The 23261-nt window shown below is 69.1% G+C and carries 19 protein-coding genes; 11 read left to right on the top strand and 8 right to left on the bottom strand.

The features are described 5' to 3' along the window. Nucleotides 1-101: 101 nt before the first annotated feature. From tkt to AO398_RS07325, 3 genes are all read right to left on the bottom strand, one after another. Complete coding sequence (gene tkt / locus AO398_RS07335) at nucleotides 102-2177, bottom strand: transketolase (RefSeq protein WP_058191372.1); 2076 nt, start codon at nucleotides 2175-2177, stop codon at nucleotides 102-104. Further along, a complete protein-coding gene (locus AO398_RS07330; RefSeq protein WP_058191371.1) occupies nucleotides 2174-4063 on the bottom strand; it encodes a glycoside hydrolase family 15 protein in 1890 nt (629 codons plus the stop codon). The genes tkt and AO398_RS07330 overlap by 4 nt, the downstream gene beginning before the upstream one ends. A gap of 138 nt (nucleotides 4064-4201) precedes the next feature. Next, nucleotides 4202-4783, bottom strand: coding sequence for a hypothetical protein (locus tag AO398_RS07325; protein ID WP_058191370.1), 582 nt, complete (start codon nucleotides 4781-4783; stop codon nucleotides 4202-4204). Nucleotides 4784-4980: 197 nt separating this feature from the next. On the opposite strand from AO398_RS07325, the gene AO398_RS07320 reads away from it, so the two are divergent. The 10 genes from AO398_RS07320 (at nucleotide 4981) to AO398_RS07275 (ending at nucleotide 17972) form a co-directional block, all read left to right on the top strand. Then, entirely contained in the window at nucleotides 4981-5568 is a 588-nt protein-coding gene (locus tag AO398_RS07320; protein WP_058191368.1) for an ANTAR domain-containing protein, read from the top strand. Then, nucleotides 5565-6578, top strand: a complete 1014-nt coding sequence (locus AO398_RS07315) for a CmpA/NrtA family ABC transporter substrate-binding protein (protein WP_058191365.1) — start codon at nucleotides 5565-5567, stop codon at nucleotides 6576-6578. The genes AO398_RS07320 and AO398_RS07315 overlap by 4 nt, the downstream gene beginning before the upstream one ends. An 844-nt stretch (nucleotides 6579-7422) precedes the next feature. Beyond that, a complete protein-coding gene (locus tag AO398_RS07310; protein ID WP_058191363.1) occupies nucleotides 7423-8676 on the top strand; it encodes an FAD-dependent oxidoreductase in 1254 nt (417 codons plus the stop codon). Between the two features lie 10 nt (nucleotides 8677-8686). Then, on the top strand, nucleotides 8687-10498 hold the full coding sequence (locus tag AO398_RS07305) for a NirA family protein (protein ID WP_058191362.1): 1812 nt from the start codon (nucleotides 8687-8689) through the stop codon (nucleotides 10496-10498). Further along, nucleotides 10495-12099: a sulfite reductase subunit alpha gene (locus tag AO398_RS07300; protein WP_058191360.1), complete on the top strand. Its 1605-nt coding sequence runs from the start codon at nucleotides 10495-10497 to the stop codon at nucleotides 12097-12099. The genes AO398_RS07305 and AO398_RS07300 overlap by 4 nt, the downstream gene beginning before the upstream one ends. Nucleotides 12100-12329: 230 nt before the next feature. Next, on the top strand, nucleotides 12330-15026 hold the full coding sequence (locus AO398_RS07295; protein WP_058191358.1) for a nitrate reductase: 2697 nt from the start codon (nucleotides 12330-12332) through the stop codon (nucleotides 15024-15026). Nucleotides 15027-15251: 225 nt separating this feature from the next. Beyond that, nucleotides 15252-16709, top strand: a complete 1458-nt coding sequence (cysG, locus tag AO398_RS07290; RefSeq protein WP_058191449.1) for a siroheme synthase CysG — start codon at nucleotides 15252-15254, stop codon at nucleotides 16707-16709. Between the two features lie 89 nt (nucleotides 16710-16798). Further along, on the top strand, nucleotides 16799-17044 hold the full coding sequence (locus AO398_RS07285; protein ID WP_058191357.1) for a type II toxin-antitoxin system Phd/YefM family antitoxin: 246 nt from the start codon (nucleotides 16799-16801) through the stop codon (nucleotides 17042-17044). Next, nucleotides 17034-17321 carry a type II toxin-antitoxin system RelE/ParE family toxin gene (locus tag AO398_RS07280; protein ID WP_058191355.1) on the top strand — a complete coding sequence of 96 codons (288 nt, stop codon included), beginning with the start codon at nucleotides 17034-17036 and terminating at the stop codon, nucleotides 17319-17321. Before AO398_RS07285 ends, AO398_RS07280 begins: the two co-directional genes overlap by 11 nt. A 156-nt stretch (nucleotides 17322-17477) precedes the next feature. Continuing rightward, nucleotides 17478-17972 carry a cupin domain-containing protein gene (locus tag AO398_RS07275; RefSeq protein WP_058191353.1) on the top strand — a complete coding sequence of 165 codons (495 nt, stop codon included), beginning with the start codon at nucleotides 17478-17480 and terminating at the stop codon, nucleotides 17970-17972. Nucleotides 17973-17985: 13 nt separating this feature from the next. On the opposite strand, the gene nudC is transcribed toward AO398_RS07275, so the two are convergent. The 5 genes from nudC to AO398_RS07250 form a co-directional block, all read right to left on the bottom strand. Further along, a complete protein-coding gene (nudC, locus tag AO398_RS07270) occupies nucleotides 17986-18885 on the bottom strand; it encodes an NAD(+) diphosphatase (RefSeq protein ID WP_058191351.1) in 900 nt (299 codons plus the stop codon). A gap of 7 nt (nucleotides 18886-18892) precedes the next feature. After that, nucleotides 18893-19312: an HIT domain-containing protein gene (locus AO398_RS07265; protein ID WP_058191349.1), complete on the bottom strand. Its 420-nt coding sequence runs from the start codon at nucleotides 19310-19312 to the stop codon at nucleotides 18893-18895. A gap of 86 nt (nucleotides 19313-19398) precedes the next feature. Next, complete coding sequence (locus AO398_RS07260; protein WP_244498693.1) at nucleotides 19399-19992, bottom strand: hypothetical protein; 594 nt, start codon at nucleotides 19990-19992, stop codon at nucleotides 19399-19401. Between the two features lie 73 nt (nucleotides 19993-20065). Continuing rightward, nucleotides 20066-20929 carry a universal stress protein gene (locus tag AO398_RS07255; protein ID WP_058191346.1) on the bottom strand — a complete coding sequence of 288 codons (864 nt, stop codon included), beginning with the start codon at nucleotides 20927-20929 and terminating at the stop codon, nucleotides 20066-20068. A gap of 27 nt (nucleotides 20930-20956) precedes the next feature. Next, nucleotides 20957-22105, bottom strand: coding sequence for an acyltransferase (locus tag AO398_RS07250; protein WP_082643166.1), 1149 nt, complete (start codon nucleotides 22103-22105; stop codon nucleotides 20957-20959). A 210-nt stretch (nucleotides 22106-22315) separates the two neighbouring features. On the opposite strand from AO398_RS07250, the gene AO398_RS07245 reads away from it, so the two are divergent. Beyond that, nucleotides 22316-23020: a DUF4142 domain-containing protein gene (locus AO398_RS07245; protein WP_058191344.1), complete on the top strand. Its 705-nt coding sequence runs from the start codon at nucleotides 22316-22318 to the stop codon at nucleotides 23018-23020. The last annotated feature ends 241 nt before the right edge of the window (nucleotides 23021-23261 follow it).

Raw genomic sequence — 23261 nt, 5'->3', positions numbered from 1 at the left:
GGGAGGAGTTGGAGGTGGGGGTGGTGCCGGATGAGGCTCGGCGGTTCCTTCTGAACCACCCCCACCCCAGACCCCTCCCCGCAAGGGGGAGGGGACGCGCTTTATCGCTTATGCTTGGCGAGCTGCGCCCGAGCGGCCTCCAGCACCTTGTCGGGGGTAAAGCCGAACTTGGTCTGGAGATCCTTGATCGGCGCCGAGGCGCCGAAGGTATCCATGCCGATGACCGTACCCTCGGTTCCGGCGTAACGGTCCCAGCCGATCATGCTGCCCTGCTCGACGGTCACCCGCGCCTTGACCGCCGGGGGCAGGACCGAGTGCCGGTAGGCCTCGTCCTGGCGCTCGAACAGGTCCCAGGACGGCATCGAGACGACCCGGGCTTTCACGCCCTCGGCCTTCAGGGCCTCGTAGGCGCCGACGCAGAGCTGCACCTCCGAACCCGTGCCGATCAGGATCACCTCCGGGGTGCCGTCGCTATCACCCAGGATGTAGGCGCCCTTGGCGGTGCCGGCGGCCGCTCCGTACTTGGAGCGGTCCAGCGTCGGAAGCGGCTGGCGGGAGAGGGCGAGCACCGCCGGCTGGTTCTTCAGGGAGAAGATCACCCGGTAGGCCTCGGCCACTTCGTTGGCGTCGGCCGGGCGCAGGGTGACGAGGCCCGGGATGCAGCGCAGCGACAGCAGCTGCTCCACCGGCTGGTGGGTCGGCCCATCCTCGCCCACGCCGATCGAGTCGTGGGTGAAGATGTGGAAGATCGGCAGTTCCATCAGCGCGGCGAGCCGGATCGGCGGACGCATGTAATCGGCGAAGACCAGGAAGGTGGCGCCATAGGCCCGCATCCCGGACAGGCCGAGCCCGTTCACGATCGAGCCCATTGCGTGCTCGCGCACGCCGAAATGCATGTTGCGGCCGCCCGGCGAAAACGGTCCGAACGAGCCGGCGCCCTCGAAGGTGAGGTTCGACTTGTTAGACGGCGCCAGATCGGCTGAGCCGCCGAGCATGAACGGCACGTGCTGCGCGATGGCGTTGAGCACCTTGCCGGAGGATTCCCGGGTGGCCATGCCCTTGGCGTCGGGCTCGAAGACCGGGATGTCCTTGTCCCAGCCGTCGGGCAAGCGCCCTTCCAGCAGGGCGGCAAGGTCCTCGGCATGATCGGCATCGGCCGCCCGCGCCTTGGCGAGCAGGCCCTGCCAGGCGTCGTAGAGGGCGGCGCCGCGCTGGCCGATCCCATCGCGGAAGTTCTCCTGCACCCCGTCCGGCACCAGGAACTGCGCGTCCTCGGGCCAGCCATAGGCGCGCTTGGCGCCCTTCACCTCGTCCTCGCCGAGCGCGTCCGAATGCGCCTTGGGAGTGCCCTGCTTCTTCGGGGCGCCGTAGCCGATCACCGACTTGACCACGATCAGGGTCGGCCGGTCGTTGGTCGCCAGGAACGTCTCGAGGGAGCCGGCAATCGCGTGCAGGTCGTTGGCATCGGCCACCCGCAGCACCTGCCAGCCATAGGCCAGGAACCGGGTCGCGACCTCCTCGCCGAAGGCCAGCTCGGTATGGCCCTCGATGGTGATGGTGTTGTCGTCGTAGATCCAGCAGAGGTTGGCGAGCCGCAGGTGGCCGGCGAGCGAAGCGGCCTCGGAGGCCACGCCTTCCATCAGGTCGCCATCCGAGCAGATGGCGTAGACGTTGTAGTCGAACAGCGGCAGCTCGGGCCGGTTGAGGCGCGCGCCGAGGAAGCGGCCGCCGATCGCCATACCGACCGAGTTCGCGACACCCTGGCCGAGCGGGCCGGTGGTGGTCTCGACGCCGGTGGTGAAATGATATTCGGGATGCCCCGGGGTCCGGCTGTCGAGCTGCCGGAACTTCTTGATCTCCTCCAGCGTCACGGCCGGCGCGTTGCCGCCGTCGCTCTCGGCGACGTTGGCGAGGTGCAGCAGGGCGTAGAGCAGCATCGAGGCGTGGCCGCAGGACAGCACGAAGCGGTCGCGGTTCGGCCAGTGCGGATGGGCCGGGTCGTAGCGGAGATAGTGATTCCACAAGGTGTAGGCGACCGGGGCCAGGCCCATCGGCGCACCGGCATGGCCGGAATTCGCCTTCTGCACCGCGTCGATCGCGAGCGTCCGGATGGTGTTGATGCTGAGCGTGTCGATCTCAGCGAAGCCCGCCTTGGCGGGAGTGTCAGCGCCGCTCATGATGTCGCGTCTTCCAGTTCGCCTCTTGCGTGCCGCTTGGCGGCTTCACGCTGCCGAAGGACGGCGGGAGGGGCTCCGTTGGCCTTACCACCCTGCCGATCCGCCGGTCCTTCGCCACGCGTATAGCTGAGCAGCGTGTTGACGAGCGCGACATGGGTGAACGCCTGGGGGAAGTTACCCACAAGCCGCTTGGCTTGCACGTCGTATTCCTCGCTCACCAGGCCGAGATCGGTGCAGATGCCGATCAGGCGCTCGATCAGCGCCCGCGCCTCGTCCCGCCGGCCGAGGCCGATCAGGTTGTCCGCGTACCAGAACGTGCAGGGCAGGAACGCCCCCTCGTTGCCGGACAGACCGTCGGTGGTCTGACCCTCGGTCTCGTAGCGAAGGATGAAACCGTCGCGCATCAGCCCCTTGCCGACCGCCTCGACGGTGCCGACCACCCGGGGATCGTCCTGCGGCAGGAAGCCGGTATGCGCGATGAGCAGCAGGCTCGCATCGAGCGCCTGCGATCCGTACGATTGGACGAAGCTATTGAGCCTGGCGTCGAAACCCTTCGAACAGACTTCGGCGTGAATCTCGTCCCGGACCGCGCGCCAACGCGCAGCTTGTTCCTCGGTGGCGCCGGACTCGTGCATCTCGTGCATGCGCAGGGCACGGTCAAAGGCGACCCAGGCCATTACCTTCGAATGGGTGAAATGGCGCCGACCGCCGCGCACCTCCCAGATCCCCTCGTCGGGATCGCGCCAAGCCTTCTCCAGATGGCCGAGGATGGCCAGCCCGACCCGTAATCCGTCCTCACTGATCGGCAGGCCACGGGCATGGGCTTGGTAGAGTGCGTCGAACAGCTCGCCGTAGACGTCGATCTGGAACTGCGAGGCGGCGGCGTTGCCGATCCGCACGGGCTTCGAGTTCTCGTAGCCGGGAAGCCAGTCGAGCTCGATCTCGGGCAACAGCCGCTCGCCGCCAATGCCGTAAAGGATATGCGCCTGCTCGGGATTGCCGGCCACGGCCCGCAGAAGCCAGCCCAGCCAGTTGCGCGCCTCGTCGATATAGCCGCCATCCATCAGGGCGATCAGCGTCAACGTCGAGTCGCGCAGCCAGCAGAAGCGGTAATCCCAGTTGCGCTCGCCGCCGAGGCCCTCGGGCAAGGAAGCGGTGGGCGCGGCGACAATGCCGCCCGTGGGCTCGTAGATCAGTGCCTTCAGGGTCAGGAGCGAGCGCTGCAGCATCCGATCCCATGCCGTGCCCCCCGCACAGCGCTCCGACCATTCGCGCCAGGCCTGGTCGGTCGTGTCGAGGGCCTTGCGCGGCTCGATCGGGGTCGGATCGTCCTCGTGAGATGCGCCATAGCTTAGAACGAAGCGGTGCCGCTCGCCGGCATGCACGGTGAATTCGGAGATCGTGGTCTGCGCGTCCGAGCCCTTCAGGTGGACATCGGTACGCAACACCACCTTGTGCGGTCCGGCGACGGCGCGCAGATCCCCCAGTTCCGAGCGTGAGACCCAGGGTACCGCGGAACCGTAATCGAAGCGGACCGCCATCTCCATCCGCATGGCGACGCGCCCATGCACGCCCTCGACCAAGCGTACCAGATGGGAGCCGTCGCCGACCGGCATGAAATCGGTGACCAGTACTTCGCCCAGCCGGGTCTTGTGCCGGGTCTCCAGCACCAGGCTACCGGTCCGGTAGGCCCAGTTGGTCTCGACATGCTCGGCCTCGGGGAAAATTTTCCAGAAGCCATGTGCCTCAGTGCCGAGCAGGCTCGTGAACAGGGCGGCGGCATCGAAGCGCGGCCAGCACAGCCAATCGACGCTGCCCTGCCGGCTGATCAGCGCGGCGCTGCGGCAATCCCCGACGAGCGCATAATCCTCAATGCGTGCAGCCATCCGGCCCCGGCTCCCGCGAGGCCAGGTGCCCCGGCCATCCGCTGCAACGCACCTAGGACGCCCGGTTGCGAGGTCCAGGGGCGGTTGCGCGGCAAGCCAAGTGGGCCGCTGTGCGGTGCCGTTGGTCTGACGCGCGCGTCAGCGCAGGCAGTCGGCCACCACCAGGGCAACGGATCCGTGCAAGGCGGCCGCGCCGTCGCGCACCAGATCGGCCGCATCGCCAACGACCCGGGCGGCGGGCGCCAACCGTTCAACCACCGAGGCGGCGAAGGGCAGGGCGGCAGGCGGCAGCAGTCCGGCTTCGTCGGAATCCGCGGCCTCCGCGCGGCCGGCCGCCAGCGGATCGATCACGCGCTGGGGCGTCTCCGGGCAGCGGCGACCCGGGCAGGCATGGCGGCCCACCGTCGCGATATGCGCCGTCGCCCGGGCCGCAAGCACCGGCCTTGCCGGCTGCGGCGGGGCGAGGGGATAGACTTCGGCGAACGCCAGGGCTGCCGGACGGCGGACGGGCACGGAGGCCGGCGCGGTTTTGACGAAGGCGGTGGGCGAGGGAGCCTCGGGCACGCTCAGCTCGGTGCGGGCCTCCGGCGGCGTCTGCGACGAAGGGCAGTACAGCGAGGCGACGCCCAGCATCGCCACCACCACCACCGTGGGCAGAAACGGCATCGACACGCGCCCGGAGGTGGCATCCGTCAGGGCAAGCTGGTCTGGCCTGCGCATCCGTTTCACCGATCCCCGCGATAGTTCCGAGGTCGCCAGGGTAGCCCCAGCATTGCGGCGGAAGCTGGACCGTTTCATTGCGCGGCGGTAACGCTGGCGGCGACCGCGGGGCATACACTTTGCTTGGTCCATTGGCTTGGCTGGGGGTGCCCGAACCGGGCCACCCTTTTGAGAAGACCCGCCCCGATCGGGCCCCGATGACCGAATCCAATCTCACCGTCGCCGTGATCGATCCGAGCCGCGCCCGCGCGGCCATCCTGGAGGAGGGATTGCGCGCCGCCGGCATCGGCCGGATCGTGGTGATCCCCGACACTGCCGACCTTCTGGAGCGGATAACCGCCCTCAGGCCCGACGTCGTGGTGATCCATTTGGAAAGCCCGAGCCGCGATATCCTGGAGCAGATGTCGGGCGTCTCCCGGCAGGTCGAGCGGCCGGTGGCGATGTTTGTGGACCGCTCGGACACGACCATGATGCAGGCGGCGGTCGATGCCGGGATCTCGGCTTACGTGGTCGACGGGCTGCGGGCGGAGCGGATCAAGTCGATCCTCGACATTGCGATCCTGCGCTTCAACGCCTTCGCGCGGCTGCAGCGCGAATTGTCCGAGGCTCGCGGCGAGCTGGCCGACCGCAAGCTGATCGAGCGTGCCAAGGGCATCCTGATGAACCTGAAGGGGCTCACCGAGGACGAGGCCTACAAGCAGCTGCGGCGCAAGGCCATGAACGAGAAGCGCAAGATCGCCGATATCGCCCGGGCCATCGTCACCACGGCGGATCTGCTCGGATGAGGCTCCAGCTCGGCTACATCCCGCTCTGCGATGCCGCGCCGCTGATCGCGGCCCACGAGTTCGGCTTCGCCCGCTCCGAGGGGCTGGACCTCGACCTTTCCGCCGAACCCTCCTGGGCAACTCTGCGCGACCGCCTCGCGCTCGGCCATCTCGACGGTGCCCACATGCTGGCGCCATTGGCCCTGGCGAGCCGGCTCGCCCTGTCCGGCCCACCGTCCGACCTCGTGGTCCCGCTCCAGCTCAGCGTCAACGGCAACGCCATCACGGTGTCGCATGGGCTCTGGGCCGCGATGGCACCGGCGAGCGAAGACCTGGTGGATGTTGCCCGCGCCTTTGCCCGGATCGCGACCGCGCGCCGGCACGCCGGCCGGCCGCTGACGCTCGGGACTGTGCATCCGTTCTCCTGCCACAGCTATCAGCTACGGCTGTTCGCCGAGGCCGGCGGCCTTGATCCGTCGGCCTTCCGGATGGTCGTGGTTCCGCCCCAGCACAGCGTCGAAGCCCTGGCCCGCAATCTGGTCGACGGCTACTGCGCGGGCGCTCCCTGGAACGACGTGGCCGTGGCGGCGGGCCACGGGCGGACCGCGGCGCTCGGCTGCGACCTCGCCCCCGACGCTCCCGAGAAGGTGCTGGCCGTGTCAGCGCGGCTCGATGACGCGACGCTGCCCCTGGTCCGGGCGGTGGCGCGGGCCGGGCAATGGTGCGCCCGTCCGGCCAATCGCGCCGATCTGCTTCACCGCCTGGCGCATCGGAGCTACCTCAACCTCGATGCCGAGCTGATCGGCCGGGCCTTCGCGGGCGACGCGATCCAGGATTCGGCCGGCAGCTTTCGGCCGGCGCGCGGGCATCTTGACCTCAGCGCCTCCGTACAGGAGCCACGCCCCGGGGCCGCCCGCTGGCTCGTGGCCCAGATGCGCGCCTCGCGGCAGATCTCTCACGAAGACCACCTCGAAACGGAGGCGGACGCAGTCTACCGGCCCGATCTGTACCAAGCCGCCCTGGCTCTCTGAGGAAGCGGGTAAGGCGAGACGCTTATCATCGATGCGCTGTGCGAACACACTCAAGCGCGGAACGTTGCTGGGTTTCGGTCGTTACGTCTTCGCCATGCCCGGATGCCGTAAACTCGATACCGAATCGTCGACATCGCATCCGCGTATGCGGGTCGAACTTCGACGCTATGTTCGCCGTGGCGCAAAGGTGCCGCGTGCCAGCAACGACAACCGCCGTCCTGGCGGTGTCCCCTCTTGGTATTGGGTCCTCGTGGCCGGCGCCATGCCAACACTCGGCCTGCTGGCGATGCTCTCGACATTGATCTGATCCATCAACGACTTTGGATCACCCGGCCAGACTTTGTCTCCGGGGAATTGTCGTGCCGTCGCGATCTCGTCGTGAGCCGTTCGATTTGGACGGCCGATTGAGGCGCCATTTCACAGGCGCAGACGCCGCGTGTGAACATCTACGACGGCATGCGCTCCGACCATTGTCCATGATCGGCTTCACAAGCATCGATCACACCCGCTCGCCTTGAGCTGCGCTGATCGTTTAGGCGACCTTACGCCTGCTTTTTGTGCAGTGCGGTCATCGCCCTTTGCGATCGAGACCACTCCCTCACGGTCGTCTTTTCTATAACACTCGGAATAGCTTACATTGAGTGCTCGTGCCTGGCACGAGTTCTGCAAGCCTCTCTGTGTCCGTCAATGGCGACGGGCAGCGCCGTCAGCGAGGCCGCTGATCCGGTTCTCCTGAGGCAGAAGCCTGCACCGGGGGATGACCGGCAGCGGCTTTTTCGTGGGCGGTCCGCCGACGACCCTGCAATCGAGGTCCAGACGCGATCCAGAGATGGCGACATCCCCCATGGACACCAGCGTACACGATGCGCGCGCCGAGACCGGCCTGCCGCGCGAGCGGCTCGTCGTGGTCGGCAACGGCATGGCCTCGCTCCGATTCCTGGAGCGCCTGACAGAAGGGTCCCCCGGCCGCTTCGACGTGACCTGCGTCGGCGCCGAACCGCAGGCGGCCTATAACCGCGTTCTGCTCTCATCGCTGCTCGGCGGCGAAGTCGACGAGGCCGCCTGCGAATTCCGAGGCTTGGACTGGTATGCGGCCCACGGAATCCGCCTGATCACCGGCGCGCCGGTCACCCAGATTGACCGTGAGAACGGCCTCGTCCTCGTTGGCGAGACCCATGTCCTGCCCTTCGACAAGCTCGTTTTGGCGGTGGGATCCCTGCCGATTCGGCTGCCAAAGCCCGGCATGGACCTTCCGGGTGTCATCACGTTCCGCGATCTCGCGGATGTGGCGGCGATCCGCAGGGCTGCCGTCCAGCACGCCAAGGCCATCGTCATCGGCGGCGGCCTGCTCGGACTGGAAGCCGCGGTCGGGCTGGCGCGGCTGGGCGTCGATACGACCCTGCTCCACGTCATGGATCGGCTGATGGAGCGCCAGCTCGATCATCATGCTGCCGGGCTGGTCAAGCGCGCCATGGAGGCCCGCGGCGTCCGGGTGATCCTCAAGGCCGACACCGCCCAGGTGGAAGGCGACGGCAAGGTCGAGCGCCTCGTCCTCGCCGACGGATCCGTCCTTCCGGCCGACCTCGTGGTCATGTCGGTGGGCGTGCGCCCCTCGGTGGCCCTGGCCCAGGGGGCGGGGCTGGAGATCGGCCGCGGTATCAAGGTCGACGACCGGATGACTACCTCCGATCCACGTGTCTTCGCGCTCGGCGAATGCGCCGAGCATCGTGGCCTCATCTACGGGCTGGTCGAACCGGCTTACGAGCAGGCCGATACCTTGGCTCGGCACCTAGCCGGTGAAAGCGCTGCCTATGGCGGCACGTCGCTCGCGACCAGCCTGAAGGTCTCGGGCCTGCCGGTCTTCTCGGCCGGCCTCGTGGACACGCCCGAGGATGCCGAGGCGATCGTCCTGTCCGATCCCGGCGCCGGCCTCTACCGCAAGCTGCTGCTGCGGGAGGGGAAGCTGATCGGCGCCGTGTTCGTGGGTGACATCGCCGAGCAAGGTGCCTGCAAGGGCCTGATCCGCTCCGGCGATCCGGTCGAGAACGTCGACGATCTGATGTTCGGGCGCCCGGCGCCCGAGCAATTGGCTGCTTAGGGAGGCGCAGATGGCCGAGACCACCACACAGACCGCCCCGGACGGCTTCAATCCAGAGCAGAAGCGCTACCTCGAAGGCTTCGCTTCAGGCGTCGCCGCGGCCCGCCTGACCGGCGGCCTGGCGATCGGGCAGGGCCCGGCCGCGCCGGCCGAGCCGACCGGGCCGGACGCGATCCACATCAAGGCGCAGGACAAAACCGTCAAGGACGGTGGCAAGCTCTGCGAGCAGGAGAAGTGGAAGCGCGCCGAGAGCCCGTTCGATAGCCATAACCGGCTGATCGCGGAGGCCGCCGCCGGCAAGCAGCCCAAGCCCGAGGACAATTTCCGCTGGCGCTACCACGGCCTGTTCTGGGTCGCCCCGAACCAGGTGAGCTACATGGCCCGCCTGCGGATCCCCAACGGGATCCTGCACCATTGGCAGTTCGCCGGTGTGGCCGACCTCGCCGACCGGCACGGCGGCGGCTACGTTCACGTGACGACCCGCGCCAATCTCCAGGTGCGCGAGATCAGCCCCGAGCACGCCCAGCCGTTCCTCGACGGGCTCGTCGATATCGGCCTCACGGCGCGCGGCTCCGGGGCCGACAACATCCGCAACGTCACCGGCTCGTCCACCGCCGGCATCGACAGCCAGGAGTTGCTGGACACCCGCCCGCTGGCGAAATCCTGGAACAACTGGATCATCAACGACCGCTCGCTCTACGGCCTGCCGCGCAAGTTCAACGTCGCCTTCGACGGCGGCGGCGTGATGCCGACCCTGGAGGAGACCAACGATATCGGCTTCCAGGCGATCGAGGTGCTGGCCATCGCCGCGGTGGCGCCGGGCGTGTGGATGCGCCTCGTGCTCGGCGGCATCTCCGGCCACCGGGACCTCGCCCGCGACACCGGCATCGTGCTCAAGCCCGAGGATTGCAACGCGGTGGCGGACGCGATCATCCGGGTGTTCATCGAGAACGGCGACCGGACCAACCGCAACAAGAGCCGGATGAAGTACGTCCTCGACGCCTGGGGCTTCGACAAGTACCTCGCCGCCGTAGAAGACAAGCTCGGCCGCAAGCTCGATCGGGTCGATCCGGCCCATGTGGCGCCGCGCCGGCCCACCGACCGGTTCGCCCATGTCGGTGTGCACGCCCAGAAGCAGCCCGGCCTCAACTGGATCGGTGTCGTCCTGCCGGTGGGCAAGATGACGAGCGATCAGGTCCGGGCCTTGGCCGAGATCGCTCGGGAGTGCGGCGACGGACAGATCCGCCTGACCGTCTGGCAGAACTTCATCTTTTCGGGGATTCCCGATGCGCGGGTGGCCGAGGTGGAGAGCCGGGTCGAAGCGCTCGGGCTGACCATCAAGGCGGCCGGCATCCGCTCCGGCCTCGTGGCCTGCACCGGCGCCCGGGGCTGCAAGTTCGCCGCCTCCGACACCAAGGGCCATGCGCTGATCATCGCCGACCATGTCGAGCGCACCGTCACCGAGCTCGACGTGCCGGTGAACGTCCACCTCACCGGCTGCCACCATTCGTGCGCCCAGCACTACATCGGCGATATTGGGCTGATTGGTGCCAAGGTGGTCGTCTCCGAGGAGGGCGACACCGTCGAGGGCTACGACATCGTGGTCGGCGGCGGCTTCGCCGAGAACCCGAAGATCGGCACCGAGATCTGGAAAGCCGTGAAGGCCGAGGACGCGCCGTTCCGCGTCGAGGCGCTGCTGCGCACCTACCTGGCCCGCCGGGAAAGCCCGGACGAGAGCTTCCAGTCCTTCACCGCCCGCACCGGCGCCGAAGCCCTGCGGGACGCCGCCGAGGAACAGCCAGCCCTGAAGGCCGCCGCATGAGTGAGCACGTCGCGCCCCCCCTCGTCCTGATCCCCGAGACCGCCCCCTTCGACGCCGACCAGCGCTCGTGGCTTTCGGGCTACTTTGCCGCCCTACTCGGCCCCGCCGTCACCGGGGCGACCGCCCTTGCGCAGGGCGAGGCGCTCCCGGGCGGCCCCAAGCTCGCCGACAACGACGACGCGCCCTGGCACGACCCCTCGGTGTCGATCGTCGACCGGATGGCGATGGCCAAGGACCGCCCCGAGCCGCAGAAGCTGATGGCCGCCATGGCCCAGCAGGATTGCGGCCAGTGCGGCTACAATTGCGCCGACTACGCCAACGCGATCTTCCTGAAGAACGAGGAGCGCCTGAATCTTTGCCAGCCCGGCGGCAAGGAGACCCTGCGCATGCTCAAGAAGCTGGAGGAGGAGTTCGTCGCTGCCGGCGGCGCGCCGGCTGCCCCGAAGGCCGAGGACGACGCCCCGAAGCCGGCGGCCGATCTCGGGCCGCTCGGCTTCTGCCGGGAGAACCCGGTTGAGGCCCTGTTCCTGTCCCGCCGCCGCCTCAACGATCCGGGCGGTGAGAAGGAGACCTGGCACATCGAGATCGGTCTCGACGGCACGCCGATCACCTACGAGGCCGGCGATTCGCTAGGCCTCTTCCCGGCCAACGCCCCGGCGCTGGTCGACGCCGTGATCGCCGAACTCGGCGCCCGGCCCGAGCGGATGATCGGCGACAAGACGCTGCGCGATCACCTCCTCAAGGACTATGCGCTCGGCGCTGCACCGGACAACCTCTACCAGCTGCTGTCGCTGCTCACCTCGGGCGCGGCCCGCAAGAAAGCGCAGGCCTTGGCCTCCGGCGAGGATCCGGACGGCGACGCCGCCTATCTCGACGTGCTCGGCGCCCTGCACAAGTTCCCCGGCGCCCGGCCCGATGCCGAGGTCTTCCTGGAAGCCCTCGATGAGTTGCAGCCGCGGCTCTACTCGATCTCGTCATCGCCGAAGATGGATGCCGGGATTGTGTCCCTGACCGTGGATGCAGTGCGCTACAATCACCGCTCGCGGCTGCGGCTGGGCGTCGCCTCCACGCATCTCGGCGAGCGCCTGCCCGAGCAGACCCACGTCAAGATCTACCTGCAGAAGGCCCACGGCTTCGCCCTCCCGGCGGACCTGTCCAAGGACGTGATCATGTGCGGCCCCGGCACCGGCATCGCGCCGTTCCGGTCGTTCCTGCGCGAGCGCGCTGCGTCCCAAGCGCCCGGCCGCAACTGGTTGTTCTACGGCCACCAGCGCCAGGCGACGGACTTCTTCTACAAGGACGAGCTGAACAAGCTGAAGGACGACAAGATCCTGACCCGCCTGTCGCTTGCCTGGTCCCGGGACGGCAGCGAGAAGACTTACGTCCAGGACCGGATGCGCGAGAACGGCGCCGATCTGTGGAAATGGCTCGAAGGCGGCGCGCATTTCTACGTCTGCGGTGACGCCAAGCGCATGGCCAAGGATGTGGAGCGGGCGATCATCGACGTGGCGGCGCAGTTCGGCGGCAAGAGCCCCGAGGATGCGGTTGCCTATTTCGGCGCCCTCAAGAAGGCCGGCCGCTACCAGGCCGACGTGTACTGAGCGCAAAACCCTCCCCCCTCTGCGGGGGAAGGTGCCCCGCGTATGCGGGGCGGGAGAAGGGCAGCGCGACGGTTCAGGATCTGAAGCCCGTTGCGACTTGTCCGGATACGTCGCTCCCCTCTCCCGGCCCGCGCTGACGCGAGGGCCACCTTCCCCCGCAGAGGGGGGAGGGAATAGGCGGCCCGCCTCTTGCGGCGGATGTCGAACAAAAAACTTTCGAGGACCCAGCCATGACCCTGTCCGTGGCAGACCCGACGGTGCGGACGACCTGCCCCTATTGCGGGGTCGGGTGCGGCGTCCTCGCGACCCCGGACGGGAGCGGGGGCGCGGCCATCGCGGGCGACACCGAGCATCCCGCCAATTTCGGCCGGCTGTGCTCGAAGGGCTCGGCGCTGGGCGAGACTTTGTCGCTGGAGAACCGCCTGCTCCATCCAGAGGTTAATGGGGTCCAGGCCTCGTGGGACGCGGCGCTGTCGACCGTATCGGAAAAACTGCGCGCGGTGGCCGAGGCGCACGGGCCGGATTCGATCGCTTTCTACCTCTCGGGGCAGCTTCTCACCGAAGATTATTACGTCGCCAACAAGCTGGCGAAGGGCTTCATCGGCACCCCTCATGTCGACACCAACTCACGGCTGTGCATGTCGAGCGCAGTGGCGGCCCACCGCCGCGCCTTCGGCTCCGATACGGTCCCGGGCTGCTATGAGGATCTCGACGAGGCCGACCTGATCGTGATGGTCGGGTCCAACACCGCCTGGTGCCACCCGATCCTGTTCCGGCGCATGGCCGACGCCAAAGCCCGGCGGGGCACGAAGTTCGTGGTGATCGACCCGCGCCGGACCCAGACCGGCCAGGAGGCCGACTTGTTCCTCGGGATCAAACCCGGCAGCGACGTCGCTCTGTTCTCGGGCCTGCTCGTGCACCTTGCCGATAACGGCTTCCGCGACCGGGCCTTTGTGGACTCCCACACGGCCGGGCTTGATGCCGCCCTCGACCGCGCCCGCAGCATTGCGCCGGATGTGGCCGCGGTCGCCGCCGCCACCGGTGTGCCGGCATCCGACATCGCCGCCTTCTACGACCTGTTCGCCGGCACCCGCCGGGTGGTCACCGCCTTCTCGCAGGGGGTGAACCAGTCGGCTCAAGGCACCGACAAGGGCAACAGCATCATCAACTGCCACCTTATCACCGGCCGCATCGGCGAGACCGGGATGGGGCCGTTCTCCCTCACCGGCCAGCCCAACGCCATGGGCGGGCGCGAGGTCGGGGGCTTGGCCAACATGCTGGCCGCACACATGCACTTCGCCCCCGAGGAGGTGGACCGGGTGCGCCGGTTCTGGGCCGCCCCCCGGATCGTCACCGGCGAGGGCATGAAGGCCGTAGCCTTGTTCGAGGCGGTCGCCCGCGGCAAGATCAAGGCCCTGTGGGTGATGGGCACCAACCCGCTGGTCTCGATGCCGCAGGCCGACAGGATCCGCGACGCCCTGAAGGGGCTCGAACTCTATGTCGTCTCGGAGGTGATGGCCGATTCCGACACGGTGCTGGGCCTCGGCAAGACCACGGTGCTGCTGCCGGCCCTCGCCTGGGGCGAGAAGGACGGCACGGTCACCAATTCCGAGCGGCGAATCTCCCGGCAGCGCCGGTTCCTCACCGCCCCCGGCGAGGCGCGGGCCGACTGGGCGGTCCTGTCCGAGGTCGGCCGTCGGCTGGGCCACAACCGGGCCTTCGCGTTCTCCTCGGCCGCCGCGGTGTTCCGCGAGCATGCCGGGCTCTCGGCCTACGAGAACAACGGCACCCGCGACTTCGATCTCGGCGCGCTCACCGACATCAGCGACGCCGCCTACGACATCACCCTGCCGGTGCAATGGCCGATCCCGAAACGCTCCGGCCCCAAAGGCGCGCCGCAAGGCAAGGCCCGTCTGTTCGGCGACGGCCGGTTCTACACCTTCGACCGGCGCGCCCGCTTCGTGGCCGTGCAGCCGCCGGGCCTGGCCCAGGCGGTCTCGGAGGATTTCCCGTTCGTGCTCAACACCGGCCGGGTACGCGACCACTGGCACACGATGACCCGGACCGGGAAGAGCCAGCGCCTCTCAGCCCACCGCGCCGTCCCGTTCGTCGAGGTGCATCCGAACGACGCGGCCAGACTCGGCCTGACCGAGGGCGGCATCGCGCGATTGCGCACCGAGCACGGCGAGGCCGAGCTCGAGGTGATGATCACCGACACGGTGGTGCCGGGCGGCCTGTTCATGCCGATGCACTGGGGCAGCGCCTACGCGTCGAAGGCCCGGGTCGGCGCCCTGGTGCGCGGCGTGCCGGATCCGGTCTCGGGCCAGCCTGAGCTGAAGGCGACCCCGGCCGCCCTGGAGCCCGTCGCCTACCGGGCCCGGGGTTTCCTGCTGTCGCGCCGGCAAGTTGCGTTGCCGGAGGGCTGGTGGTGGGCGCGGGCATCGATCACCGGCGGCTGGGGCGTGCAATTCGCCACCGCGGCGAGTTCCAGCGCCGTGGCCCTGATGGTCCGCGGGCTGATCCGGAGCGAGGCGCTGGCCGGCTTCGAGCTCGCCGAATATGCCGACCACACCAACGACCGTTACCGCTGCGCCGTCTACGATGGCGCGCGGCTGGTCGCGTGCCTGGCCTACGCCCCCGCGGAGGCGCGCCCCGACTGGGAGGCGGCCAAGGCCTTGTTCGCCATTGACGAGCCCGAGGCCGCCGAGCGCCGGGCGCTGCTCTCCGGCCGCGCCGCTACCGCCTCGGCGGGGCCGGTGGTCTGCGCCTGCCACGGCGTCGGCGCCGACGTGATCGCCGCCACGATCGGGGCCGGGGCCGGATCGGTCGAGGCGGTGGGCGCCGCCTGCAAGGCCGGCACGAATTGCGGCTCCTGCATCCCGGAGATCCGGAAGATGCTGACGGCCGAGACTGCCCGCGCCGCATGATTCTTTGATATACGCCGGATCGAGAACAGATCGGCCCGTCCCACCACTCCCCTCATCAGGAGGCGCGGGCGCGAAGCGATCGCCTTGAAGGAGCCCTCCAGCGCTCGCGACGATCCCTGGAGCTCCCTTCGCGGCCGCGACGCGACACGCCGGATGAGGTTGTCTGGCGGGATGACCGGCACGATGTAGGCTCAGGACAGACCCGTGACCGATTCGCCCGTGCCCCTGCGCGCAGCCCGCGCCCCCCGCGAGACCCAATCCGCCGGCCTCGAGCCGCTGGCGGTGCTGCCGGTATTTGTGCCCCTGCGCGGCAAGCGTGTGGTGCTGGCGGGCTCCTCGGGCGGGGCGCCCTGGAAGGTGAAGCTCCTGGCCGCGGCCGGCGCTCATGTGGACGTCTACGCGCCTGAACCCAGCGACGAGTTGCGCGCGGTGCCGGGCGAGATCGTCGACGGGCACGTCGACCTGCACGAGCGCGCCTGGGCGCCGGACGACCTCTGGGGCGCGGCGTTCTGCATCGGCGCCATGGAAGACGAGACCGACTGCGTCGCGTTCGTGGCTGCCGCCCGGGGCGCCGGCGCCATCGTCAATGCGGTGGACCGGCCGCATCTCTGCGATGTGAAGTTCGGCGCCATCGTCAACCGCTCGCCGCTGGTGGTTGGCATCTCTACGGAGGGCGCCGCCCCGGTCTTTGGCCAGACTGTACGCGCCCGGATCGAGGCGATGCTGCCCCGCGGGTTCGCCCGCTGGGTCGGAGCCGCCCGCGATTGGCGGGACGGCGTCACCGCCCGGTTCCACGGGTTCAGTGAGCGGCGCAGCTTCTGGGAACGCTTCACCGACCGCGCCTTCGCGGAGCCCGACCGGGCGCCGACGCAGCAGGACCTGGCCGAGTTGCTCGGGGACACCGAGGCGGCGCCGAAGGGGGGCGCGGTGACCCTGGTCGGGGCGGGGCCGGGCGACGCGGAGCTGCTGACCCTCAAGGCCCTGCGAGCGCTGCGCAACGCCGACGTGATCTTGTACGACGATCTCGTCGCTCCCGAGATCCTGGACTATGCCCGCCGCGAGGCGCGGACCATGCTCGTTGGTAAGACCGGACATGGCCCGTCCTGCCGCCAGGACGACATCAACGCCCTGATGGTGCAGCTCGCCCGCACCGGCAAGCAGGTGGTGCGGCTCAAATCCGGCGACACGCTGGTGTTCGGCCGGGCCGGCGAGGAGATCGACGCCTGCCGGGCAGCCGGCATCCCCGTGACCGTGGTGCCGGGGATCTCGGCCGCGCAGGGGGCGGCGGCGGCGCTGGGCCTGTCGCTGACCCACCGCGACGCCGCCCGCCGCCTGCAATTCGTCACCGGCCACGACCGCCGCGGCGCCCTGCCGGACGACCTCAACTGGGTGGGGCTCGCCGATCCGAGCGTGACCACGGTGGTCTACATGCCCAAGCGCACGTTGCGGGCGCTGCTCGCCCGGGCGGTGGAAGAGGGGCTGGCGCCTTTGACGCCGGCTTTGCTGGTCTTCAACGTCAGCCGCCCGAATCAAGCTTCACTGCGCGGCACCGCTGCCGACCTTGCCGACCGAGTCGAGGCAGCCGGATTCGATGGGCCGGCGCTGCTGATGGTGGGCGAGGCGTTCTCGGAAATGCGGGCCGCGGTACCGGCTGAGGCCGCGCCGACGCGGGTGGCGATCTGAGCCGAAGGGTAAGCGTTTGACGAGTCGAAATTCAGTACCGAGTTTGCTATTGAATTTCGCAGGCAGAACGAGACCCTTCGGAGTTTAGGATGCAGGCCGTGCTGGCGAACGTGGCCGTGAGCGTGTCGGATCTGAAGAGGAGCCCCTCCAACGTATTGAGCGAGGCGCAAGGCGAGACCGTCGCAATCCTCAACCACAACCGTGTCATGGCCTACATGGTCTCCCCGGCCGCCTACGAGGCGATGATGGAGTTGATCGACGACGCCGAGCTGACCACTCTGATCCGAGCGCGATCCGGCGAGGTGCCAGTGAAGGTCGCGCTGGATGAGCTATGAGCTGCAATTCCTTCCCTCCGCTCTGAAGGAATGGCGCAAGCTCGGCGATACCGTCCGCCAGCAGTTCAAGGCCAAGCTCGCCGAGCGGTTGGAGGCACCGCATGTCCCAGCGGACCGGCTGCACGGGGCCGAATTGAAGGCTTGCTACAAGATCAAGTTGCGCGCCTCCGGCTATCGCTTGGTCTACCGGGTCAGCGATGAAGCGATCACGGTGACCGTGGTCGCTGTCGGCAAGCGCAGTCGGGATGACGTCTACCGAACAGCTCAAGAACGATGACCGCGGTCGAACCGGTCAGACGACTGCCCCGCTGAAGCGGTGCCCCTACAACCCCGCGACAATCTGTGCCAGCGCCCGCGCCTGGGAAACCGCCAAGCCAGCGCCAGAAAAGGGCTGCGGGGGCGAAAGACGCCCGCGGGAATTGGGAGGCGCTCCATGACAACCCGTTCTTGGCTCGGTGTCGCGGCCATGCTCGTCGCGGCCGGGCCGGCCCTTGCGGCGGATCACGACGCGCCCGGGATGGTGGTGAAGCCCGACGGGGCGTCGGTGGTCTACGGACCGGGGCCGGCGAACCTGCCGAAGGGCACGCAGATCAGCCAGGTCGCCGGCGATCCGGCCAAGCCCGGCCCGTTCGTGCTGCGGCTGAAGTTCCCGGCCAACACGGTGATCGCGCCGCATACGCATTCGAAGGCGGAGACGCTGACGATCCTGTCGGGCTCAATCTACCACGAGCACGGGGAGACGCTCGACAAGGCCAAGGGCGCGGCGCTGAAGGCCGGAGGCTTCGTCTTCCTGCCGGAGGACATGCCCCATTCCCTCTGGACCACCGATGAGCCGGTGGAGTTGCAGGTCAACGGCTCCGGCCCGTTCGGGCTGAACTACATCAACCCCGCCGACGACCCCAGCCGGCAGACGGGTGGGAAGGGCTAGAACAAGCGGACGCTCAGGTCTCACCCGCCACGAACGCCCGCATCAGGTAGTTGGCGATCGCCATCGGCGGTGGGGCCTGGATGCCTTCGGGATGGGTGCCGGCCAGCATGGCGGCGACGGCCGCGCGGTCGAACCAGCGGGCGTCCTCCAGCTCAGTCGGATCGGTCACGATGGCGCCGTCGAGGGCCTCGGCGGCGCAGCCCAGCATCAGGGAGGACGGGAACGGCCAGGGCTGCGAGGTCCGGTAGGTGACGGCGCCGACCCGGATCCGGGTCTCCTCGAAAACCTCGCGGCGCACCGCGTCCTCGATGGTCTCGCCAGGCTCGAGGAAGCCGGCGAGGCACGAGTACATGTGCGGGCGGAAATGCGGCCCCCGGCCGAGCAGGCAGGTCTCGCCTCGGCGCACCAGCATGATCACCACCGGGTCGACCCGGGGGAAATGATGCGCATTGCAGGCCGGACATTCCCGCCGGAAGCCACCGGCCTTCGCCACAGTGGCGGTTCCGCAATTGGCGCAGAAGCCGTGGCGGGCGTGCCAGTCGAGCATCGATTTGGCCACGGCGAGCAGGCCCAGCTCCTCGGCCTCCACGGCGGACTCGGTGGCGATGGCGCGCAGGTCGAGGGTGCGGGTCTCGCCCGCGGCGAAGCCCTCTGGGGCGTCGGCCGGCGCCGAGGCGGCGAAGACCGGACCTCCGTCCCGATGGCCGAGGAAGATCCGCGTCCCCAGCAACTCGGGTGCATCCGCTGTGGTGATCAGCGCGGTCGCCCCCCGCAGCACGATCCAGTCGCCGCAGATCAGGACGAGGCGCGCATCCGGCGCATCGAAGGCCGGCACCGCCTCCTCCGGCTGCTCGGCCGAGTGCCGGTCGAGGCGGTTGCGGACGAAGCGGAGCGTGTCGCGGGGATCGGTCATGGAAGGGTCAGGCCGCGGAGAACAGGGCGCCGGCGCGCTCGATCAGCTGGGCGCGGGCATGGAACGGGTAGGGCTTTCGCGTCTCGAAGCCCCAGACCGGCCCAGGCCAGGCCGGGTCGGAGCGGAAGCGGCCGACCACGTGGACGTGGAGCTGCGCCACCACGTTGCCGAGCGCCCCGACATTGAGCTTGTCGGGCTTCGACAGCGTCTGCATCACCCCGGTGGCGATGCGAATCTCCCGCCAGAGATCCGCGGCATCAGCCTCGGACAGATCGGTAATCTCCGAGACATCGGGCCGGCGCGGCACCAGGATCAGCCAGGGGAACCGGGCATCATCCATCAGCAGCACGCGGCACAGGGCGAGGTCGCCCACCTCGACGGTGTCGGCGGTGAGGCGCGGATCGAGGGCGAAGGCAGACTCGGTCATGGGAAAACGATGTAGCGCAGCTTACGCCGCGGCGCGCCTCTCGGATGCGCGGATCGGTGACGCGACATCAACCTGGGGCCCGCCGGTCAGAATGACGGCACGGCCCCCTGTCGGCCCACCGCGATCGTACCGACCGAGAGGGCGCCGTCCGGTCCAGACTGGGTGAACAAGGTGACGGCCGCGCCGGGCTCGAGCAGAGCCTTCTCGCCCGGTGCGATCGCAGTGATCGGGGTCCCAGCCGGCACCGTGAAGCTCGCTTGACCGCCGCCATAGCCTAAAGTCAGCTGAAGCGGGCGGCCGCGCTTCAGATCGGCGACCCAGCCCGCCGTGAAGGTTGCGCCCGGATCGGTATCCCAGGGCTGGGTCCCCGCTTCGAAGCCACGTTCCGAAGGCGAGTACAGGGTTACGGCCTTGGCCCGCAGGGGCTCGGCCCCAGGCCCGGCCAGCACGCTGACGTAGCTCTCGGGTTTGATATTGCGTAGGGCCGCCTCGGTCACCGCGAAGACGCGGGTGCGCGGGTTCATCCGCAGGGTGAGGCTGCTTCCGCCAGGTCGGCGGATCTGGAGGCGGTCGGCCTCGGCCCATTCAACCGTGCCGCGGAACCGGGCAGTGGTGGGTTGTGCCTGTACGGCGGCCGCGGCAGCGACCATCAATAGGGAGGCGAGAAGGAGTCGGGTCACGGCTGTCGTCACGGGGATCCTGATCCGGCTGCGGTGGCCGAACGCCAGGGGCGCACGGCGGTTCCAGATCTAATCAATGTGCGAGCAGAACCGGCATGTCGGCATGGGCCAGCACATGGCTGGTGACGCCGCCGAAAATCATCTGGCGCAGTCGGCTCTGGGTGTAGGCGCCCTTGATCAGGAGATCGCAGCCAAACGCCTTGGCTTCCGCCAAGAAGGTCTCGCCCGGCGCGCGGCGGCCGGCCGGGAGGGCCCGGTGCGAGGCTGCCACACCCTCACACGCAAGGGCCTGCGCGAGGTCCTGCGCACTCGGCCCCGGGACCATCCCGCCCTCGACACTGAGAACCAGCACCCGCTCGGCTCGGCGCAGGAACGGCATGGCGAAGGCCACCGCCCGAGCGGTCTCGGTGGAGCCGTTCCAGGCGATCAGAATGGCGTCGCCCAACGTCGTGGGGGCGACCGGAGGGGCCAGCAAGATCGGGCGGCCGCCCTCGAACAGGGCGGTCTCGAAGGTGGTCATGCGCGGGGCGTTGTCAGTGGTCCCGGGGCGGCCGACGACGGTGGCCGAGAACAACCGGGCATATTGGCCGAGGAACGCGTCGCCAGTGGGCACGTCCTGCCGCCAGCGATAGCGCGGTCCGGCATCGGCCACCTTCTCGGGGATGCAGAGCCCGTCGCGAGCGTGCCGCGGAATGCCGGCGGCGTCCATGAAGGCGACGAAGCGGCCACCCGCCTCCTCGGCCTCGGCCCGATCGGCCTCCTCGTCGCGCAGCCAGGTCATGCCGCCGACCATGTCGACCGGAACGTACTCGGCGAGCGCCGGTCGCAGGGACACGCCCTCGATCAGGCTCCCGAAGCGCGACGCCGCGAGCCGGGTCGTCTCGAACACGGAGGTCAGGCCGTCATGCATCGCGACGGGAACGAGCAAGGTCTTCATCGCAGCATCCTCCTCCAACGCGTGAGGCTAATCCGCCCGGTGCCCGGGGGGAACCGGGACTGAGGCGGCGCGCACACGGTTTTGCGCTTCGCCGGGATCGAGACGCGCCCGCAGCCACCGGGTCAGGGGCCCCTCGACACAGCGACGGACCAGCAGACCCGCCACGACGCTGAGGGCGAGCATCGCGACGAGGCTGCCCCAGGGATGCAGGGCCGGGGCGAGGCCGACCCTGAGCAACGCCTCGCGCCCCAGACGCAGAGCGAAGGGATGAACGAGGTAGAGGGCGTAGGAAGCGTCCCCGAGACGCACCAGCCCGCGCATCAGCACCGGCAGCGCCGCGACCTGAGCTGCCGACCGCTTCGGCCCGAGCGCGGCGGCCACCAGCAGACAAGCCGGCAGGCCGACAAGCAGCGGGCGCAGGACGCCGTCGGCGGCCCCGTCGCCGACGAGCAGGCGGGCGGCCAGGCTCAGCCCGAGGCATCCCAAGATCGCCGAGCCGAGGCGCAGCGCACGTTTCGGCGCGAAGCCTTCGCGGTGGGCCAGGGCGAGCCCGGCGCCGAGCAAGAATTCCAGCACGATCGGATTCGCCCAGAACCGGACCGGCACCGGCAGTCCGGGCACCAGAACGCCCACGGCGACCAGCGTCACCAGGGCTAGGGCGAGCCAGGCCACGGCACCGCGCCGGCCGAAGCCGAGGCCGAGGGCGAACAACGCGTAGAAGAACGCTTCGTAATTGAGGGTCCAGCCGAGTCCGTAGAGGGGCTGGACGATGCCGTCCGGCCTGGCCGCCGGCCAGAACAGGAACCCGGCCAGGATCGTGCCGGGCACCCGCACCAGGGTCGCCGCATCCCCGAGGAGGTCGGGGCGTGCCAGGGCGAGCGCCAGATAAAGCAGGCTCACCAGCCAGTAGAGCGGTACCACCCGGGCGACCCGGTGGGCCAGGAAACGGACCCGCCCGCCGGGCGCTCCGAACAGTCTTCCGCTCGCATGCACGATGACGAGGCCCGAGATCACGAAGAACAAGTCGACCCCGCCCCACCACGGCAGAAGCGTACCGGGATCGAGGGCCGGCCCCGCGCCACGCGCGGCCATCAGCTCGGCCTCGTGCCGCGCGTGGTGCCAGACCACCATCAGGGCAGCGACCGCGCGCAGGATCTGAACTTCGATCAGGATCACGGAGCCGATTGCACCAGTAGAGTCTCCTTAATCCCCGGCCCTAAGCAAAAAACGGCAGGAACCATAGGCCGATAGCCCCGTTGTCGAACCAATTCGCGAACGTGTCGCCGCACGGTTTCGGCTGCGAGATCTTGGTCCTCGGATGAGGTCCAGGCTTCCGCCCCTGGCCCATTGTGCCGGTTCGCGTCTCCACTCGAACTCGAGGTTCCCATGCTGAAGAACTACGCTGCTGCGTCCGCGCTCGTCCTGGCTCTGTCGACCCCGGCCTTCGCGCAGGGTGCCAACGATTTCCGTTTGCAGTCGATGCAGGCGAACGCCTTCGAGATCCAGTCCTCGCAGATTGCGCTGTCGAAGTCGCGCAATCCGAAGATCCGGTCCTACGCCCAAGAGGCGATCCGTGACCACCGCGCTGCCAACGTTGCCCTGGCCGGCGGCGAGAACAATTACATGACGGCGCGCGACGAAGGCCTCGGCGGCCTCGTGACTGCCCCGCTTGCAGTGGCGGGCGGTGCTGTCGGTGCCGGCGTCGGCGCGGCGACGGGCGTGGTCGGCGGCACCCTGGCGGGTGGTCCTGTCGGCGGTCTCCAGAGCGCCGGTACCGGTGCAGCCAACGGTGCGCAGGCGGGCAGCCGCCTCGGCCGCGGCGATGCCATGGCGACCGGCGCGTCCACGGTTGTCCCGCCGAGTCCGGAGCAGCAGGCGATGCTCGCCGAGCTGTCGTCCACCCCGGCCGGCCCGCGTTTTGACCGTCTCTATGCGAACCAGCAGATCCAGGCGCATCAGATGACGATCGCCATGACCCAGGCCTATGCCCAGGGCGGCCCGAGCCCGGCCCTGCGCAACTACGCCCAGCAGGCACTCCCGACCCTGCAGATGCATTACGACAACGCCCAGCGTCTGCCGGGCGCCATGTAATTTGTTGGATCGCCCGGCCTCGGCCGGGCGGCACAGCGCGAGGCGGTGGGCGCAGGCCCGCCGCCTTTTTTTGTCTGATCCCGAAGACGTTGATGATTGCGTCGACGGGCCTCGAAAGAGCCCTCCAGGGATCGCCAAGATAACGGGAGCGTTCTTCGAGGCCGAGCGATCTACGATCGCCCAGCCTCACAGGAAGAGCAGGAGGCCTGGGTATCCCGCGCGCGGCTACGCCACCCGACGG

This window comes from Methylobacterium sp. GXS13 (genome assembly GCF_001455965.1).
Lineage (GTDB): Bacteria > Pseudomonadota > Alphaproteobacteria > Rhizobiales > Beijerinckiaceae > Methylobacterium.
The sequence above is the reverse complement of the archived record's forward strand: the minus strand, read 5'-3'. Positions and strand labels throughout refer to the sequence as shown.